This is a genomic window from Streptomyces sp. NPDC048018 (genome assembly GCF_043202995.1).
In the GTDB taxonomy this organism is placed as follows: Bacteria; Actinomycetota; Actinomycetes; order Streptomycetales; family Streptomycetaceae; genus Streptomyces.
Genome location: NZ_JBIDBK010000005.1, coordinates 248661 through 266873, shown reverse-complemented (window position 1 = coordinate 266873; position 18213 = coordinate 248661). Strand labels below are relative to the sequence as shown.

Below are 18213 nucleotides of genomic sequence, written 5' to 3'. Positions count from 1 at the left end.
CCAGCCCTCGGACCGTGTGTGGACCCGAGCCGGCGATCCCCACTCCCGGTCGAAACCCTTCACCGGGACGCCCCCGGCCCACCCGTCAAACCGTGTTTGCGGAGCCGATCCATGCTCACCACCCTGAAGACCTCCTACACCGATACGCGCGCGGCCGACCTGGCCTGGGCGCTGGGGCGCGACCCGCTGCCCGCGCTCGCCGTGCTCGATCTCGAACTCGCCGGGGCGAAACTGCAGTTGCGTCTCCTCGGCGCCTCCCACCAGGTCCTCCTCGAAGAGGAGCACCGCACCTGCTCGGAGACCGTGGCCTGCATGCCCGGCAGCAGCACCCCGCTGCCGCTGGGCGTGTCCAAGCGGGTCGGCGAGTGGGAGTACGAGTTCGCGGCCCGCGTCGAGACCCTCACCCATGGTTCGTTCGCCGGGCGCGCACAGGAGTTGCTCGCCCTCGTCGCCGACCACCCCCACGGCCTCGCGGGGACCTTCCCCGGCTCGCCGCACGCCTTCACGGCGATGCTGGCGCAGCGCCACGAGGGCCAGGTGCGCTGGCGCACCTGGCACGCCTACCCGCAGGAAGGGCAGTTGGTGGTGACGAGAACGCGGATCGGCGCCCGTATGCCCGCCGCGCTGTGACGCGCCGTACACCTGCCTCGGATGCACTCGTGTGGGTGACAGGCCGCGCCACACCTGTGACGTAGCGTTACGGACATGATCGACCCGCCCGTGACCCTGCCCCTGCCGTCCGAGCGGGCGGCGCGGCCGCCCCGGCGGGCGCCGAGGCTGTCCGAGCGGCCGGGTGCGGTGCGGTATCCGGTGCTCGCGGTGGTGTTCGTCTGCGCCGCGTGCGGTCTGGTGTACGAGCTCGAACTGGTGGCGCTCGCCTCCTACTTGATCGGCGACTCGGTCACCCAGGCGTCCGTCGTGCTGTCCGTCATGGTCTTCGCCATGGGCGTCGGCTCGCTGCTCGCCAAGCGGCTGCGCTGCCGTGCGGCGGTCGGCTTCGGCCTGGTCGAGGCCGGACTGGCGCTGATCGGCGGCTGCTCGGCGATGGTGCTCTACGCGGCCTTCGCCTGGTTCGGCGCGTCCCAGTACCTCCTCGTGGCGTTCGCCCTCGCCATCGGAGTGCTCATCGGTGCGGAGATCCCGCTCCTCATGTCCCTCATCCAGCGGGCGGAGTCCGCCCGCGGGGTCGCGCACCGGCGGGAGGCCCACGACCCGGCCGGCACGGTCGCCGACCTCTTCGCCGCGGACTACGTCGGCGCGCTCGTCGGCGGGCTCGCCTTCCCGTTCCTCCTGCTGCCCTGGCTCGGCCAGCTCACCGGCGCGCTGGTCACCGGCGCGGTCAACGCCGTGGCGGGCGGCGGGCTCGTCCTGTGGCTGTTCCGGCACGACCTGACGTCCCGTTCGCGGACGCTGCTCGTCGGCACCAATCTCTGCGTGCTGGCGGTCCTCGCGACCGCGACCGCCCTCGTCGGCGACTTCGAGCAGGCCGCGCGCCGGGCGGTGTACGGCGACAGCATCCGGGTCGCCGTGCACACCGACTTCCAGGAGGTCGTCGTCGCGGGCGAGCGCGGCGCCCCTCCCGACCTCTTCCTGGACGGCCGGCTGCGGGTCGGCGGCCGGGACGAGTACCGGTACCACGAGGCCCTGGTGCACCCCGCGATGAACGGGCCGCACGCGCGCGTGCTGATCCTCGGCGGCGGCGACGGCCTCGCCGCCCGCGAGGTGCTGCGCTATCCCGGCGTCCGCGCCGTCACCGTCGTCGAGCTCGACCCCGGGGTGGTCCGGCTCGCCGAGACCGCCCCCGATCTGGCCGGGCTCAACGCCCATGCCTTCCGCGACCCGCGCGTCACCGTCGCCTACGGCGACGCCTTCAGCTGGCTGCGCGACTCCCGTCCCGTGCAGGAACGGTACGACGTGGTGATCTCCGACCTCCCGGACCCCGGGATCACCTCCAGCGCCAAGCTCTACTCGGAGGAGTTCTACGGACTCGCGGCCGGCGTCCTCGCCGCGGAGGGCCGGCTCGTCGTCCACGCCGGCTCGGCGGCCGCCCGCCCCCGCACGTACTGGACGGTCGCCGCCACCCTCCGCGCGGCGGGTTTCGCCCCTCGCCCCTACGGTGCCGGCGGCCGCACCGCCGGACTCACCGCGGGCCCCGACCGCGCGGCCCGCTCCTGGGGCACGGCCGACTGGGCCTTCCTCCTGGCGACCCCCGGCCCGCGCCCGCCCGCCCTGGCCCTTCCCGCCGACGCCCCGAGACTGCGCTCCCTCACCCCCGCCTCCCTGCCGGCCGCGGAGACCCGCGTCCGACGCACCCGCACCCCGTCGACGACCGACCTCCCCCCGTCGACCCTGGTGCACCCCCGCTACTGACGAAGACGGCGGGAAGGGGGCCGGGTCGCGGAGGTCCCGGCCCCCGAGGGCCCACGGGTCTGAGGCAGCGAATCTGCCGGGCGCCCCGACCTGGGCGCCCCACGGGCGGGGCCCGACGAACCAGCAGGGCACCCGCGCCGCCGGCACCAACAGGCGACGGGCGTCCCCCGCCTGAGTAGGCTCGGCTTCCATGGAGCATGAGGTGTTCGTCCCGGTCCCCGCCGAGGTCCTGCGCGCGACGCTGACGGACCCCGCCCGGGTGGCGCGCTGCGTCCCCGGCTTCCAGCAGGATTCCGAAGGAGAGGCGGGCCCGCTCTCGGGCCGGCTCAAGGTCCGCGTCGGCGGCAACACCATCACCTACCGGGGGGCGCTGCGGATCGCCGAGCATGCCGGGCACTTCGCCGTCGAGGGCGAGGGCACCGAGGTCCGCGGCAAGGGCACCGCGACCCTGTCCGTCACCCTCGCGCTCACCCCCGTGGCCGAGGGCACCACGATCGGCTTCGCCGGACGGGTGACGGCGGAGGGCCGCCTCGCTGACGCGGACGCCGACGCCCGGGCGGCGGCCGGGGCCCGGCTGTTCGACCGCTTCGCGGAGGCACTGGCCGCCGTCGCGGACGTGGAGGCGGAGATCGCGGCCGAGGAGGCGGAGGCCGACCTCGACGCGGTGGACCTGGACGGCGTCGACGACGGTGTCGAGGAGCCGGGCGGGGCCTCGGTCTTCGATGCCCCGGCCCCGCCTCCGCCTCTGGACCCGCTCGCGGACGAGGACCTCGCCGGCCGGACGGGCACCGGCGGTCCCGCCGAGGCCGCGCACGCCCGCCGCACCATGATCGGCCGTAGCGCGGAGGAGGTCGACCACGCCCCGCCGCGCGGCCGCTATGCCCCGGTCCCGGCCGCCGAGAACTCCAGCGCGGGCGCGACCCTGCGCTGGATCGCCCCCGCCGCCGCCCTCGCCCTGGCCTCGGCCGTGGTCGTGGGGCGGGCGCTGCGCCGCCGCCGCTGAGAGCACGGACGGACGAGCCCCGGCCCCCCGTTGGCCGGACCGAGCCTCCGGCCCCGTGGCCGGACCGAGCGCTGGCCCCGGGCGCGGTGGAACCAGCACCGCCCCCCGTGCCGATCCGCAACGTGCCGATCCGCAACGAGCCGACCCGCAACGAGCCGACCCGCGACGGGCCGGCCGCCGGCTCGGGCCGGGGGCCGCGACGGGCCCGCCGACAGGCCTGAGGACCTGTCGACAGGAGCAGGCCGGATGGCCCTAGGGTCGGACCCGTGACCAATCTGACGCGACTGACGGCCGGCGACGCCGAGTTGACCATCGACCCGGAGCACGGCTGCCGGATCGACAGCCTCCGTATCGGAGGCACCGAACTGCTCCTCCAGGGAGCCCGCTACGGCTGCTTCGTGATGGCGCCGTGGGCGGGCCGCACCGGGAACGGGCGTTTCCGCGACGGCGGCACCGTGCACCGGCTTCCCGTCAGCGAGCACGCGGCGCCGCACGCCCTGCACGGCACCGTCCGCGACGTGCCGTGGAAGACGGCGTACGCGACGGAGACGACGGCGGCGTTCACCACGGAGCTGGCCGCCCCCTGGCCGTACACGGGCACGGTCACCCAGACCGTCGAGCTGACGGAGGACTCCCTCACGCTCCAGCTCGGCGTCGAGACGGCCGGGGACTCCTTCCCGGCGCAGGCGGGCTGGCACCCCTGGTTCCACCGCACCCTCGGCGGCGACGCCCGCGAGGTGGAGATCGCGTTCCACCCCGGCTGGCAGGAGGAGCGGGGCGACGACCACCTGCCCACCGGGCGCCGGATCGATCCGAGGCCGCGCCCCTGGGACGACTGCTTCGGCATGCCGGACGGCGTCGACGTGACCCTCACCTGGCCGGAGCGGCTGGAGCTGAGGATCACCAGCCGGGCCGAGTGGGTCGTGATCTACGACGAGCCGGCGGACGCGGTCTGCGTCGAGCCGCAGTCCGGCCCCCCGAACGGCCTCAACACCCATCCGCGCCTGGTCACCCCGATCGACCCCCTGGAGATCGCGACCACCTGGCGCTGGCGCGGCCTGTGACCGGGCGGCTTTAAGCTCGTGAGCATGACTGACGTACGCGCTGAGCTGCTCCAGCAGATCAAGGACAAGGCCGTGGTGCACGGCAAGGTGACCCTCTCCTCGGGTCTTGAGGCCGACTACTACGTCGATCTGCGCCGGATCACGCTCGACGGCGCCGCCTCGCCGCTCGTCGGCCAGGTCATGCTCCAACTGACCAAGGACCTGGACTTCGACGCGGTCGGCGGTCTGACCCTGGGCGCCGACCCGGTCGCCACCTCGATGATGCACGCCTCCGCCGGGCGCGGCGAGCGCCTGGACGCCTTCGTGGTCCGCAAGGCCGCCAAGGCGCACGGCATGCAGCGCCAGGTCGAGGGCCCGGACATCAAGGGCCGTCGGGTCCTGATCGTGGAGGACACCTCGACGACCGGCGGCTCGCCGCTGACCGCCGTCGAGGCGGCGCGCGCGGCGGGAGCCGAGGTCGTGGCCGTCGCGACGATCGTCGACCGGGCCACCGGCGCCGGCGAGAAGATCAGCACGACCGCCGGGGTGCCCTACCTCTACGCGTACGCGCTCGACGAGCTCGGGCTGGCGTAACCGGAGCCACCGCTCCGAAGTCGTGACCTCGGTCCCGGGGCTGTCGTAAAACGACCCTGACCTGCGGTTTTGTCGAGGGGCGGGGTGTTTCACGTGAAACACCCCGCCCCTCGGCGTGCCGGGCCTGTGGGAGCCCGCACCAGAGTCTGGAAGGATGGGGTCGACGATGACGTCGCCCCCCAGGTCAGGGACAGCAACGCACACACCCGCACATCACAAGGAGCGGACGAATGCCCATCGCAACCCCCGAGGTCTACAACGAGATGCTCGACCGGGCGAAGGCAGGCAAGTTCGCCTACCCGGCCATCAACGTCACCTCGTCCCAGACCCTCCACGCCGCCCTGCGCGGCTTCGCGGAGGCCGAGAGCGACGGCATCATCCAGATCTCGACCGGTGGCGCCGAGTTCCTGGGCGGCCAGCACAAGAAGGACATGGTCACGGGCGCCGTCGCTCTGGCCGAGTTCGCGCACATCGTCGCCGCGAAGTACGACATCACGGTCGCGCTGCACACCGATCACTGCCCGAAGGACAAGCTGGACGGCTACGTCCGCCCGCTGCTCGACATCTCCGCCGAGCGCGTGGCCCGTGGTGAGAACCCGCTCTTCCAGTCGCACATGTGGGACGGCTCCGCGGAGACCCTCGCCGACAACCTGGCCATCGGCCAGGAGCTGCTCGCGAAGGCCGCCGCCGCCAAGATCATCCTCGAGGTCGAGATCACCCCGACCGGTGGCGAGGAGGACGGTGTCAGCCACGAGATCAACGACGAGCTGTACACCTCCGTCGACGACGCCATCCGCACCGCCGAGGCCCTGGGCCTGGGCGAGAAGGGCCGCTACCTGCTGGCCGCGTCCTTCGGCAACGTCCACGGCGTCTACAAGCCGGGCAACGTCGTGCTCCGCCCCGAGCTGCTCAAGGACCTCCAGGCGGGCGTCTCCGAGAAGTTCGGCAAGGCCTCCCCGTTCGACTTCGTCTTCCACGGCGGCTCCGGCTCCACCGCCGAGGAGATCGCCACCGCGCTCGACAACGGCGTGGTCAAGATGAACCTCGACACCGACACCCAGTACGCCTTCACCCGTCCGGTCGTGGACCACATGTTCCGCAACTACGACGGTGTCCTGAAGGTCGACGGCGAGGTCGGCAAGAAGTCCACCTACGACCCGCGCACCTGGGGCAAGCTCGCCGAGGCGGGCATGGCCCAGCGCGTCGGCGAGGCCTGCGCCGCGCTGCGCTCGGCCGGCCAGAAGCTGAAGTAAGCCTCCGAGGCAGAGCACTGTTGTGTGACGGGCCCGGCACCACGAGAGTGGTGCCGGGCCCGTCGTCGTCTCCGAAAGGGCTGCGATGTTCGACTTCGACCGTCAGATAGACCGGCAGGGCACCTGGTCGGTGCAGTGGGACGGCATAGCCGACCGCTTCGGTGTCTCCGACCTGCTGCCGTTCACCATCTCCGACATGGACTTCGCCTCCCCGCCGGCCGTCCTCGACGCGCTGCGCGAACGGGTCGACCACGGGGTGTTCGGCTACACCGACTGGCGGCTCGGCGAGTTCCGTGAGGCCGTACGGGACTGGTACGCGCGCCGTTACGGCACGGCGGTCGACCCCGAGTCGATGGTCTACGCCCCGTCCGTCCTCTCCCAGCTCTCCCAGCTGCTCCAGATGTGGACCGGGCCCGGCGACGGCGTGGTCGTGCACACACCGACCTACGACGGCTTCCGCAAGGCCGTCACCGGCCTCGGCCGCGAGCTGCGCGGTGTCCCGGTCGGCGACCTCGACGCCCTGGAGCGCGAGCTGGCCCGGCCGGACAGCCGGATGCTGCTGCTCTGCTCCCCGCACAATCCGACCGGACGGGTGTGGCGCGCGGAGGAGCTGAAGGAGTTCGCCCGGCTCGCCGAGCGGCACGGCGCGGCCGTCGTCAGCGACGAGATCCACGCCGATCTGACCGGCGAGGGGCACCGTCACGTGCCGTGGGCGGCGATCGCCGAGCCCGGGCGCGGGCGCCGCTGGGCCCTGATCACCTCCGGCACCAAGGCCTTCAACTTTCCCGCGCTCTCCGGCTCCTACGGCTTCCTCGGCGACCCCGACGAGCGGGTCGCGTTCGTCCGCCGCATGGAGACCGGGGAGGGCCTGGCCTCCCCGGCGGTGCTCTCGCTGACCGCCCACATCGCCGCCTACCGGCACGGTGCGCCGTGGCTGGACGCGCTGCGCGGCTATGTCGCCGGCACGATGGACCTCGTCCGGGAGCGGCTCACGGCCGGCCTGCCGGACATCGACTGGTCCCCGCCGCAGGCCGGCTATCTGGCCTGGATCGACCTGCGGCCGCTGGGCATCGACGAGAGCGCCCTCCAGGAGGAGCTGGTGTCGGCCGAGCGGGTCGCGATCATGCCCGGCGGGACCTACGGCACCCCCGGCTTCGTCCGTCTCAACGTCGGCTGCCCCCGGGCCAAGGCCGAGCGGGGCGTCGACGCGCTGGTCCGGGTCGCGGCGCGGCTGCGAAGTTGACCACTCAACGGATACCGGGAGGCGGACCGTCAGAGGGGTGATCTAGGCTGCGTCCACCGTGCTTCGATCTGTGAAGCGCGAGGGATCATGTGGGGGGTCACATCATCGTGCGCAAGCGCACTCTCTCGGCCGCGACGGCGCTCGCGGTCCTTTTCAGCTCCGCGGCACTGGTCGCGGGCACGGCGGGCACGGCGTCCGCCGACGGCAGTGTGAACCTGCCTCTGGCGTCCGTGGGCGACATGGTCGTCGACGGCGTCCACCAGAAGGTCTTCATCAGCGACCCGGCCGGCGGCAAGATCGTCGTCACCGACTACGCGGGCCGGGTCCTGGCGACCCTGTCCGACCTGCCGGGCGTCCGGGGCCTGGAGATCTCCGCCGACTCGTCGCGGGTCTACGCGGCCGTGGCCGGCAAGGGCGAGATCGCCTCCATCAGCACCGAGACGCCGACCGAGGCGGTCGGCTACGACCTCGGCGACGCCGAGAATCCCGAGGACCTGGCGATCGCCGGCGGCAAGATCTGGTTCGGCTACGGCAAGGCCGCCGCCGGCAACCTGGGTTCGCTGGACCTGTCCGGCGAGACGCCGGTGGTGGCGCTCGCCCAGGTGGCCCAGGGAGCCTTCTACTCGGCGCCCCTGCTCGGGGCGGACCCGGCGGCGCCCAGCCTGCTGGCCGCGGGCGTCCCGGGCCTGAGCCCGGCCCCGGTCACGCTCTTCGACGTGTCGACGGGCAGTGCCACGGAGAAGGCCCGCCGGGTCGACACCGGCAGCAATCTGGGTGAGCTCGACATCACGCCCGACGGCAAGCAGGTCGTCACGGCGAGCGGTTCCCCTTACTACCACGCGGCGCTCTCCACCACGGACCTGTCCGAGGTGACGCGCTACCACACCACGACCTACCCGAACGCCGTGGCCGTCGCGCCCGACGGCACCATCGCCGCCGGCACCATGTCGTCCTACGACAAGGACGTCCGCGTCTTCAAGCAGGGCGGCTCGACGGCGGTCCGCGACTTCGAGACGGGTCCGAACCTCGCCGCCGGCGCCCTCGCCTGGGCGCCCGACAACAGCAAGCTGTTCGCGGTGTCCGAGAGCTACGGCGGCTCGGCCCGGCTGAACGTCTTCGACGAGCCGACCAAGGCCGCGGCGACGGTCACCGTCAGCGCCCCGGCCACCGCGCCGGTGCGCAAGCCGCTCACCGTCAGCGGCACCGTCTCGTCTCCCGTGGCGCTGCCCGCCGGCACGCCGGTCACCGTGACCCGCTTCGACCCCGCGAGCCCGCAGGGCGAGGACCTCGGCACGAAGACGCTCGGCGCGAACGGAGCGTTCTCCTTCGAGGACACCCCGCCCGTCGCCGGCAACGCCACGTACAAGGTGGCGTACGCGGGTGACGCCGAGCACGCGCCCGGCACCGGGACCGCGTCGGTCAGGGTCGAGCTGGCCCGGACCACCGTCACCCTCAACGCCGCGTCGTCCGCGCCGCTGCTCAGGGCGCTCACCGTCACCGGCACCCTCACGTCCACCCAGGCACTGCCGGCCGGCACGCCCGTGGCCGTGCAGCGCTTCGACGTCGAGAACCCGCAGGGCAAGTCCCTCGGCACGAAGACGACCGCCGCGAACGGTGCCTTCTCCTTCCAGGACACGCCCACCGCCGCCGGCAGCGTCAGCTACCGGGTGACGTACGCGGGTGACGCCGACCACGCCTCCGCCATCGGGACGAGGGCGGTCCAGGTCTCGCACAACCGGACCGCGCTGACGCTGGACCGCAACGGAACGCTGGTCAACTACGGCACCACGGTCACCTACACCGCCACCCTCGGCCCGACGTACAGGAACCGCGTCGTCGAGATCTGGGCCGACCCGTGGGGTCCCGAGCCGAAGCGGCTGCTCAAGCGCGGCACGGTAAATTCGGCCGGCAAGCTGTCCGCGTCGATGTGGATGAACCGCGACACCACGGTCACCGCCGTCTTCACGGGCGACGCCCGCAACGCCTGGGTGCAGGCCAAGTCCGGCGTCTACACCAAGGCCGGTGTCACGACCTCGCTGTCGCGGCACTACAAGTGGACCAACATCGGTGGCGTCAACTACCAGACGTACCACCAGACCGCCGACCCGCTGTTCACCACCTGGCACAACGCCTTCCCGAACCGCAGCACCCAGCTGGACGTCCAGTTCTGGTACGCGGGTGCCTGGCGGGACCTCGGGGCGGAGTACTTCCTGCTCGACCAGTACGGCAGGTCCTACGTGAGCTTCGACGGTGACGAGCTGGCCGGCTACCGCTTCCGGATGCGCTCGGCGTACATCGACGGGCTCGCCGGCGACAACGTGAACGCGACCGCCTACGGCCCGTGGAAGTACTTCAACTTCACGCGCTGACCGCCCGCGGGCACCTGAAGACGCAGAGGCCCCGTCCGCCGTTCCGGTGGGCGGGGCTTCCGCGTTCGCGGGACGATGCAGGCATGGACATCAGGCTGGCCTCGGGGACGGGGCGGTGGATCGTGTTCACCACCGTTCTCGCCTCGGGAATGGCGCTGCTCGACTCCACCGTCGTGAACATCGCCCTGCCGCACATCGGCGAGGACCTGGGCGCCGACCTGGCGGCCCTGCAGTGGACCGTCAACGCCTACATGCTCACCCTGGCCGGCCTGATCCTGCTCGGCGGGTCGCTCGGCGACCGCTACGGGCGGCGGCGGGTGTTCGTGACCGGGGTGGTGTGGTTCGCGGCCGCCTCGCTGCTCTGCGGGCTCGCCCCGAACGCCGGCGTGCTGATCGCCGCCCGCGCCTTCCAGGGCGTCGGCGGGGCGCTGCTCACACCGGGCTCGCTGGCGCTGATCCAGGCGAGCTTCCACGAGGACGACCGGGCCCGCGCCGTCGGCCTGTGGTCCGGCTTCGGCGGGGTGGGGGCGGCGATCGGGCCGTTCGTCGGCGGCTGGCTGGTGGACGGTCCCGGCTGGCGCTGGGTGTTCCTGCTGAACGTGCCGCTCGCGCTGGTCTGCGTCCCGGTGGCGCTCCGGCATGTCCCCGAGTCGCGCGACGAGGGGGCGCACGGGCGTTTCGACGTGCTCGGCGCGGTCCTGGGCGCCGCCGCGCTCGCCCTGGTGACGTACGCGCTGATCGACGAGGTGTGGTGGGCGGGCGCGGCCGGGCTGGTGGTCGGCGCGTGGTTCGTCCTGGCGGAGCGGCGGCGCGGCGAGGACGCGATGGTGCCGCCGTCGATCTTCCGCTCCCGGACCTTCACCGCGGTGAACCTGGTGACGCTGTGCGTGTACGCGGGCTTCAGCGGCTTCTTCTTCCTGGCCGCGCTGCAGCTCCAGGTGGTGTCGGGCTATTCGGCGCTCGCCGCCGGCACGGCGCTGCTGCCGACGACCGTCCTGATGCTGCTGCTCTCCGCGAAGTCCGGCGAACTCGGCGAGCGGACCGGGCCGCGGCTGCCGCTCACCGTGGGGCCGCTGCTGTGCGCGGCGGGGATGCTGCTGATGCTGCGGGTGGGGGAGGACGCCGACTACCTGACGGACGTGCTGCCCGCGATGCTCGTCCTCGGGCTCGGCATGACCGCGCTGGTGGCCCCGCTCACGGCGACCGTGCTGGCCTCCGTGGACGTGTCCCGGGCGGGCCTGGCCAGCGGTATCAACAACGCCGCGGCCCGGGCGGCCGGCCTGGTCGCGGTGGCCGCGCTGCCGCTGCTCGCGGGCATGAGCCCGGAGGCGTACCGCTCGGCCGACGAGTTCGCCGCCACGTTCGAGCGGGCGATGCCGATCCTCGCGGGCGTCCTGGTGGCCGGGTCGGTCCTGGCCTGGGCGACGCTGCGCACCCCGGTGACGGCGGAGTGCCACCCCGAGTGCAGGGTGCACTGCGGGGTGACGGCCCCGCCCCTGGACCCGGGCGAGCGGGGAAAGGGCGCGGCCGCACCGCCACGGGAGAGCTGAGGCAGACTGGCCCCATGGCACTCCACGAGAACCTGCTGGGGGGACCCGCCCCCACCCACCTGCCCGACGACCCGGAGCCGCGTGAGCTCCTGGCGTCCGGCGCCGCGCCGGCCGACGTCGCGGCGAAGTACCCGACCTCCTCGCTCGTCTGGGCGCAGCTCGCGGACGACGCGTACGAGGGCGGCCGCGTGATCGAGTCGTACGCCTACGCCCGTACCGGCTACCACCGGGGCCTCGACGCCCTGCGCCGCAACGGCTGGAAGGGCCACGGGCCGGTCCCGTGGGAGCACGAGCCGAACCGCGGCTTCCTGCGCGCGCTGCACGCGCTGGCGCGGGCGGCCGGCGAGATCGGTGAGAAGGACGAGTACGAGCGCTGCACGGCGTTCCTGCGGGACTCGTCGGAGACGGCCGCGAACACGCTCGGCTGACCTGAGCTGACGCTGCGGATCGTCCCCGGCCCCCGGGGCGGGGACGATCCGGACAGGGCCGCCTGCGGTGTTCGAGCGCGTTCGAAGGGGTCGGTACGATCCTCCGGACCGCATGCAGGGGGGAACTGTCTTGGGGAAGCGTGCCGCGACGTCCGGTCGCCGACGGAGCAGAGGGAAACGGTCCTCGGGAAGGCGGCCGGTCCTGCCCGTGCTCGCCCTGGTCCTGGTCTCGCTCGGCTGCGGAGCCGCGCTGGCGCACCTCCGGGGGGAGGACGACGGCCGGGACACCGCCGCCGTCCGGCCGTTACCGACGGCAGCCACCGGGTCCCCGGCGCCTCCGGAGCGGAGACCCACCCCCACCCCCAGACCCACGCCGAAGCCGAAGCCGAAGCCGGAGCCGAGGCCCACGGCGAAGCGGACCACGGTGCCGCAGGCAGGCGCCGGCCGTTTCACCACCGCCCTGGCCACCGGCCGGGCCGTCGGCACCGGGGGCTCCCTGCGCCGCTACCGCGTGCAGGTCGAGGACGGCGTCGACATCTCCGCCCGCGAGGCGGCCGAGGAGATCGAGCGGATCCTGGCGCATCCGCGCGGCTGGGCCGCGCACGGTCGCGGCCGCTTCCAGCTCGTCACCGGAGAGGCCGACTTCGTCATCCGCATCGCCACCCCGGACACCGCGGACAAGCTCTGTGCCGCCGGCGGCATGGACACCCACGGCGAGCTGAACTGCGAGACCGCCTCCGGGGTCGTGGTCAACCTCAAGCGATGGCTGCTCGGCTCGCCGACCTTCGCCGGGCCCGCCGGGGAGTACCGGCATCTGATCATCAACCACGAGGTCGGGCACGAGATCGGCCTGCGGCAGCACCTGGGCTGTACGGGGCCCGGCAGGCTCGCCCCGGTCATGATGCAGCAGATCAAGGGCCTGAACGGCTGTCGTTCGAACGCTTATCCGTATGACGAAGAGGGGATCTACATCACGGGTCCGATCGTGTCATGATGCGGTTGGGAGGCAGCGCGACGAAGCCGCCTCCCGAGGGGACCGGGGCTCCCGTGCCGGAAGGGCCGAGAGGAGCGGACCGCTACCTGGAAGTTCGTACCAGGAGACAGAAATGTCAGCCTTCCAAGGTTCTCCCGATGCCTCCGGAGCCGCTCCGGTCGCCGAAGACGCGCCGAACCTCGACTTCGCGGGCACCACGCCGTACGAGGACTACGTCCAGGCGGACGTGCTCACCCACCTCCAGCACCTTCGCTCGGACGACCCCGGTGAGATGGTCTTCCTCGTCACCACCCAGGTCATGGAACTGTGGTTCACGGTGATCGTCCACGAGTGGGAGACCGCCGGCCGCGCCCTGCGCGGCGACGACCTGCCCGTGGCCATGGACGCCCTCAAGCGCTCCGTCCGCGAGCTGGAGGCCCTCAACCACTCCTGGCGGCCGCTCGCCCACCTCACCCCCGCGCAGTTCAACTCCTACCGCGGCGCCCTCGGCGAGGGCTCCGGCTTCCAGTCGGCGATGTACCGGCGCATGGAGTTCCTGCTCGGCGAGAAGTCGGCGTCCATGCTGGTGCCGCACCGCGGCGCGCCCCGCGTCCACGCCGAGCTGGAGAAGGCCCTCCAGGAGCCGAGCCTCTACGACGAGACGCTGCGGCTGCTCGCCCGGCGCGGCCTGCCCGTCCCCGCCGAGGTCCTCGACCGCGACCGGGCACTGCGCTACGAGCCCTCCGCCGAGGTCGAGCGCATCTGGGCCGGGATCTACGCCGACCCCGACCAGAACGCCGAACTCGTCCGCCTCGGCGAGGCGCTCAGCGACGTCGCCGAACTGGTCTGGCGCTGGCGCAACGACCACCTGGTCGCCACCCGGCGCGCCATGGGCGCCAAGACCGGCACCGGCGGCTCGGCGGGCGTGGCCTGGCTGGAGAAGCGGGCGCAGAAGAACGTCTTCCCCGAGCTGTGGACGGCGCGCAGCCATGTCTGAGACCTTCGGTGAGCGCGCCCAGGCGCTCGACACCGCCGACGAGCTCGGCAAGCACCGCGAGAAGTTCGCCCTCGACGCCACCGTCTACCTCGACGGCAACTCGCTGGGCGCGCTGCCCGCGCACGTCCCCGCGCGGATGGCCGACGTCATCGCCCGCGAGTGGGGCGAGCTGCGCATCCGCTCCTGGGACGAGTCCGGCTGGTGGACCGCGCCCGAGCGCGTCGGCGACCGGATCGCCCCGCTCGTCGGGGCGGCCGAGGGGCAGATCGTGGTCGGCGACTCGACCAGCGTGAACGTCTTCAAGGCCGTCGTCGCCGGGACCCGGCTCGCCGGCGAGGGCCGCGACGAGATCCTCGTCGACGCGACCACCTTTCCCACGGACGGGTACATCGCGCAGTCCGCGGCCCGGCTGACCGGGCACCGGATCGTGCCGCTCGACCCCGCCGACATCCCCGGCGCGGCCGGCGACCGCACCGCCCTCGCCCTGGTCAACCACGTCGACTACCGCACCGGCCGGCTCCAGGACCTGCCCGCCGTCACCGCCGCGCTGCACGCGGCCGGCGCGCTCGCCGTCTGGGACCTGTGCCACAGCGCCGGCGCGCTGCCGGTCGGCCTGGACGCGCACGGCGTCGACCTCGCGGTCGGCTGCACGTACAAGTACCTCAACGGCGGCCCCGGCGCGCCCGCGTTCCTGTACGTCGCCGAGCGGCACCAGGGGCGCTTCGACTCGCCGCTGCCCGGCTGGAACTCGCACGCCGACCCCTTCGGGATGACCCCGGGCTACCGGGCCGCCGAGGGCGCGCTGCGCGGCCGGGTCGGCACCCCCGACATCCTGTCGATGTCCGCCCTGGAGGCGGCGCTCGACGTGTGGGACGGGGTGCGGATCGAGGACGTGCGGGCCAAGTCCCTCGCACTGACGGACTTCTTCCTGGAGTGCGTCCGGGCCTACGCCCCCGAGGGCCGGGTCGTCTCCGTGACGCCCGGGGCGCACGCGGAACGCGGCAGCCAGGTCGCGCTGCGCTGCGCCGAGGCGCCCGCGGTCATGGCGGAGCTGATCCGCCGTGGCGTGGTGGGCGACCTGCGCCGCCCGGACATCCTGCGGTTCGGCTTCACACCGCTGTACGTGGGCTTCGCGGACGCCGAGCGGGCGGCGCGGGTGCTCGCGGAGGTCCTGCGGGACGTCCCGGCCGCCGCGGCCTGATCCCGGCCGGCGTCCGGGCGTCGTCCCCGGGCGCCGGCACGCTGCCGCCCATGCCTCTGGCATACGTCGGATGATCGCCTGATCGCCTGATCTCCGGGGGCCGTACTCCTGATACGGTCCCCGCAGGTCAGGCCAATCGGCCCTGTCTGACGAGAGGTTGGAAGCAGCATGCCGGACCCCGCCGCGCGCGACGCCGCCGAAGAGGCATCGGCCTTCTCGCACCCGGCCGTCGCCCCGGACGCCTCCGCGGCGTACGGCGCGCACCCCGACCAGGTGGTCGACTTCTACGCCCCGCGCGACGGCCGGCGCAGCGCGCCCCTGGTCGTCGCGCTGCACGGCGGCGCCTGGCGGGCCCCGTACGACCGGCAGCACCTCACTCCCTTCGTGGACTTCCTGGCCCGGCGCGGTTTCGCCGTGGCGAACGTCGAGTACCGGCGCGGCAGCGCCATCCCGCGGCAGGGCGGCGCGGCCCCGGTGGCCGGCCGCTGGCCGGAGACCTTCGACGACGTGGCGGCGGCGCTGGACGCCGTGCACGACCTGGCGGCGGAGCACCTGCCGCAGGCGGACCCGCGCCGGACCGTCCTGACCGGCCACTCCGCGGGCGGACACCTGGCCCTGTGGGCCGCCGCCCGGCACGTCCTGCCGGCCGGCTCGCCCTGGCGCCTCTCCGCCGCGCCCGCCCTGCGCGGGGTCGTGGCCCTCGCACCGATCGCCCACTTCGAGCGGGCGGTGGAGCTGGCGGTGTGCGGCGGCGCGGCGACCGAACTCCTCGGCGGAGAAACGGACTTCGCGGCCCGGGCGGCCCACGCGGACCCGGCGCTGCTGCTCCCGACGGGCATCGCCACCGCCGTCGTCCAGGGCCGCACCGACGTGGTCGTCCCGCCCGCCGTCGCCGACGCCTACGCCGACGCGGCCGCCAAGGCGGGCGAGCCGGTCGGCTTCACGCTCCTGGAGGACGTCGGCCACTTCCCGCTGATCGACCCGGCGGCGGACGCGTGCGCCGTGGTGGCGGAGGAGATCGCCCAGCTCGCGTGGTGACCGGGGACGGCCCGCCCGCCCCGCCGGACCCCGCGTAGTCCTCAAGGCGGACCCCGCAGGATCCGCATCCAGCGGGACGACCGCGCTCCCCGGCCGCCCGTACCGTGGACGGGTGACTTCGACGCCCCGGACCTCCGAACCGAGCCGCAGCCCCGAGCTCCGCCTGACCCTGAAGGCGCTCGGCGGTCTGCGCGCCGACCTGATCGACGACGCCCTCGCCTACCGGCCGCTGCCACGGCTGGACCTGTCGCGCGGGCGGCTCAGGTTCCTGCCCGAGCGGATACGCGACGAGCTCGGCGTGCTGCCGCACCTCACCGTCGGCCTCGGCGCGCTGATCGTCTTCCTCCTCGGAATCGAGCGCGCCGGGGACGCCATCGGCCCGGTCGCGTTCGTGTACGCGGTCGTGCCGGCCGTGGCCGTGCTGCTCACCCTCTTCCGTCCGGTCCTCGCGTTCTGGGTCTCCCTCGTCTCCACCCCCTTCATCGCCTACCTGGGCAGCTACGGGGACGGCTGGCCGTGGGCGCCGAACTCGTTCGCCGCGCAGCTCCTCGTCCTCGTCGTCGTCGCGCTGCGCACCAGGCCGCGCACCGCCGGCTGGATGTGGCTGGTCACCGCCGGCTACGCCCTCCTCGTCTCGGTCTTCGTCGGCGGCGTCGGCTACGGCAACGACGCCCTGCCGCTGCTCTTCACCGCCGGCGTCTGCCTCCTGCTCGTCACGACCTCCCAGGTGCGCCGACAGGCGGCCCGCGAGGTCACCGCCCAGCAGAGCGTGACCGCCGTCGAGCGCTCCAAGCGCACCCAGCTGGAGGAGCGCACCACCATCGCCCGCGAGCTGCACGACGTCGTCGCCCACCACATGTCGGTGGTCGCGATCCAGGCCGAGGCCGCCCCGTACCGCGTCGAGAACCCGCCGCCGGAGCTGGAGCAGGCCTTCGTCACCATCCGGGAGAACGCCGTCGCCGCCCTCACCGAGCTGCGCCGCATCCTCGGTGTCGTACGGGCCGAGGACTACGAGGCCCCCGACGCGCCGCAGCCGACCCTCGCCGACCTGGACGCCCTGGTGGCCAACGTGCGCGAAGCCGGCCTGGAGGTCGAGACCACGGTGACGGGCGCGGTGCGCGAGCTGCCGCAGGGCGTGGAGCTGTCCGCGTACCGGATCGTCCAGGAGGCCCTGTCGAACGTGCTGCGGCACGCACCCGGCGCGGCCGCCCGCGTCGAGGTCAGCCATGTGCTCGGCGGGCTGGGGGTCAGGGTCGTCAACGGTCCTGCCCGCGGCCTCGTCAAGCCCGCCCGTCAGCCGGCCGGCACGTCCGAAGGGGGACTTCGCCCGCCGCACGCGACCGGCGCCGGACACGGCATCACCGGGATGCGCGAGCGGGTCGCCATGCTCGGCGGCGAGATGACCGCCGAGGCCACACCCGACGGCGGTTACGAGGTCGCCGTCTTCGTCCCCGTCAGTACGCACCGTGAGGAGCCCCAGCCGTGATCCGCGTGCTGATCGTCGACGACCAGATGATGGTCCGGGAGGGCTTCTCGGTGCTGCTGGGCGCCATGCCCGACATCGAGGTCGTCGGCGAGGCGGTCAACGGCCGCGAGGCCGTCGCCCAGGTCGCCGCGCTCCGGCCGGACGTGGTCCTCATGGACATCCGCATGCCGGAGCTCAACGGCATCGACGCCACCCGGGAGATCGTCGCGGCGAACGCCGACGCCAAGGTGCTCGTGCTGACCACCTTCGACCTCGACGAGTACGTGTACCAGGCGCTGCGCGCCGGGGCCTCCGGCTTCCTGCTCAAGGACGCCTCGGCCCGGCAGCTCGCAGAGGGCGTCCGGGTGGTCGCGGCCGGGGAGGCGCTGCTCGCGCCGACCGTCACCAAGCGCCTCATCACCGAGTTCGCCAAGTCGGCCGAGCTCTCGCCGAGGCCGCCGGCGACCGCGCAGATCGGGGAGCTGACCGAACGCGAGACGGAGGTCCTCGTGCTCATCGCGCAGGGCCTGTCCAACGTCGAGATCGCCGACCACCTCGTCGTCGCGGAGTCCACGATCAAGACGCACGTCAGCCGCATCCTGGTGAAGCTGGGCCTGCGGGACCGGACACAGGCGGCCGTCTTCGCGTACGAGGCGCGCCTGGTGGAGGTCGGCCGGTAGCGTCCG

At 73.5% G+C, this 18213-nt stretch carries 16 protein-coding genes; all 16 read left to right on the top strand.

Annotated elements, in window-relative coordinates:
- The first annotated feature begins 111 nt into the window (after positions 1–111).
- Positions 112–630 carry a DUF2617 family protein gene (locus ACGF1Z_RS21110; protein WP_393006140.1) on the top strand — a complete coding sequence of 173 codons (519 nt, stop codon included), beginning with the start codon at positions 112–114 and terminating at the stop codon, positions 628–630.
- Positions 631–705: 75 nt separating this feature from the next.
- On the top strand, positions 706–2370 hold the full coding sequence (locus ACGF1Z_RS21105; RefSeq protein ID WP_393006138.1) for a polyamine aminopropyltransferase: 1665 nt from the start codon (positions 706–708) through the stop codon (positions 2368–2370).
- Between the two features lie 190 nt (positions 2371–2560).
- Entirely contained in the window at positions 2561–3373 is an 813-nt protein-coding gene (locus tag ACGF1Z_RS21100) for an SRPBCC family protein (protein WP_393006136.1), read from the top strand.
- A 266-nt stretch (positions 3374–3639) separates the two neighbouring features.
- Positions 3640–4437 (top strand): aldose 1-epimerase, encoded by a 798-nt coding sequence (locus ACGF1Z_RS21095; protein WP_393006134.1) that lies wholly within the window; start codon positions 3640–3642, stop codon positions 4435–4437.
- A 24-nt stretch (positions 4438–4461) separates the two neighbouring features.
- Positions 4462–5010, top strand: a complete 549-nt coding sequence (gene pyrE / locus ACGF1Z_RS21090) for an orotate phosphoribosyltransferase (protein WP_393006132.1) — start codon at positions 4462–4464, stop codon at positions 5008–5010.
- Between the two features lie 230 nt (positions 5011–5240).
- On the top strand, positions 5241–6263 hold the full coding sequence (fbaA, locus tag ACGF1Z_RS21085) for a class II fructose-bisphosphate aldolase (protein ID WP_393006130.1): 1023 nt from the start codon (positions 5241–5243) through the stop codon (positions 6261–6263).
- An 85-nt stretch (positions 6264–6348) separates the two neighbouring features.
- On the top strand, positions 6349–7506 hold the full coding sequence (locus ACGF1Z_RS21080; protein WP_393006128.1) for a MalY/PatB family protein: 1158 nt from the start codon (positions 6349–6351) through the stop codon (positions 7504–7506).
- Between the two features lie 107 nt (positions 7507–7613).
- Positions 7614–9875 carry an Ig-like domain repeat protein gene (locus ACGF1Z_RS21075; protein WP_393006126.1) on the top strand — a complete coding sequence of 754 codons (2262 nt, stop codon included), beginning with the start codon at positions 7614–7616 and terminating at the stop codon, positions 9873–9875.
- Positions 9876–9958: 83 nt separating this feature from the next.
- Positions 9959–11425 (top strand): MFS transporter, encoded by a 1467-nt coding sequence (locus ACGF1Z_RS21070; protein WP_393006124.1) that lies wholly within the window; start codon positions 9959–9961, stop codon positions 11423–11425.
- Positions 11426–11439: 14 nt separating this feature from the next.
- Positions 11440–11853 (top strand): DUF3151 domain-containing protein, encoded by a 414-nt coding sequence (locus ACGF1Z_RS21065; RefSeq protein WP_393006122.1) that lies wholly within the window; start codon positions 11440–11442, stop codon positions 11851–11853.
- Between the two features lie 424 nt (positions 11854–12277).
- Positions 12278–12847, top strand: a complete 570-nt coding sequence (locus ACGF1Z_RS21060; RefSeq protein WP_393006120.1) for a DUF3152 domain-containing protein — start codon at positions 12278–12280, stop codon at positions 12845–12847.
- A 112-nt stretch (positions 12848–12959) separates the two neighbouring features.
- Entirely contained in the window at positions 12960–13823 is an 864-nt protein-coding gene (locus tag ACGF1Z_RS21055; RefSeq protein WP_393006118.1) for a tryptophan 2,3-dioxygenase family protein, read from the top strand.
- A complete protein-coding gene (kynU, locus tag ACGF1Z_RS21050) occupies positions 13816–15024 on the top strand; it encodes a kynureninase (RefSeq protein ID WP_393006116.1) in 1209 nt (402 codons plus the stop codon). Before ACGF1Z_RS21055 ends, kynU begins: the two co-directional genes overlap by 8 nt.
- A gap of 168 nt (positions 15025–15192) precedes the next feature.
- Positions 15193–16062, top strand: a complete 870-nt coding sequence (locus tag ACGF1Z_RS21045; RefSeq protein ID WP_393006114.1) for an alpha/beta hydrolase — start codon at positions 15193–15195, stop codon at positions 16060–16062.
- Positions 16063–16174: 112 nt separating this feature from the next.
- Positions 16175–17548 carry a sensor histidine kinase gene (locus ACGF1Z_RS21040; protein ID WP_393006112.1) on the top strand — a complete coding sequence of 458 codons (1374 nt, stop codon included), beginning with the start codon at positions 16175–16177 and terminating at the stop codon, positions 17546–17548.
- Positions 17545–18207 carry a response regulator gene (locus ACGF1Z_RS21035; RefSeq protein WP_393006110.1) on the top strand — a complete coding sequence of 221 codons (663 nt, stop codon included), beginning with the start codon at positions 17545–17547 and terminating at the stop codon, positions 18205–18207. The genes ACGF1Z_RS21040 and ACGF1Z_RS21035 overlap by 4 nt, the downstream gene beginning before the upstream one ends.
- The last annotated feature ends 6 nt before the right edge of the window (positions 18208–18213 follow it).

Bases quoted from the DNA above. Each gene is read 5' to 3' on its own strand.
- ACGF1Z_RS21065 (WP_393006122.1), top strand. From the start codon at position 11,440: ATGGCACTCCACGAGAACCTGCTGGGGGGACCCGCCCCCACCCACCTG.
- ACGF1Z_RS21045 (WP_393006114.1), top strand. From the start codon at position 15,193: ATGCCGGACCCCGCCGCGCGCGACGCCGCCGAAGAGGCATCGGCCTTC.
- ACGF1Z_RS21105 (WP_393006138.1), top strand. From the start codon at position 706: ATGATCGACCCGCCCGTGACCCTGCCCCTGCCGTCCGAGCGGGCGGCG.
- pyrE (WP_393006132.1), top strand. From the start codon at position 4,462: ATGACTGACGTACGCGCTGAGCTGCTCCAGCAGATCAAGGACAAGGCC.
- kynU (WP_393006116.1), top strand. From the start codon at position 13,816: ATGTCTGAGACCTTCGGTGAGCGCGCCCAGGCGCTCGACACCGCCGAC.
- ACGF1Z_RS21110 (WP_393006140.1), top strand. From the start codon at position 112: ATGCTCACCACCCTGAAGACCTCCTACACCGATACGCGCGCGGCCGAC.
- ACGF1Z_RS21070 (WP_393006124.1), top strand. From the start codon at position 9,959: ATGGACATCAGGCTGGCCTCGGGGACGGGGCGGTGGATCGTGTTCACC.
- fbaA (WP_393006130.1), top strand. From the start codon at position 5,241: ATGCCCATCGCAACCCCCGAGGTCTACAACGAGATGCTCGACCGGGCG.
- ACGF1Z_RS21055 (WP_393006118.1), top strand. From the start codon at position 12,960: ATGTCAGCCTTCCAAGGTTCTCCCGATGCCTCCGGAGCCGCTCCGGTC.
- ACGF1Z_RS21080 (WP_393006128.1), top strand. From the start codon at position 6,349: ATGTTCGACTTCGACCGTCAGATAGACCGGCAGGGCACCTGGTCGGTG.
- ACGF1Z_RS21100 (WP_393006136.1), top strand. From the start codon at position 2,561: ATGGAGCATGAGGTGTTCGTCCCGGTCCCCGCCGAGGTCCTGCGCGCG.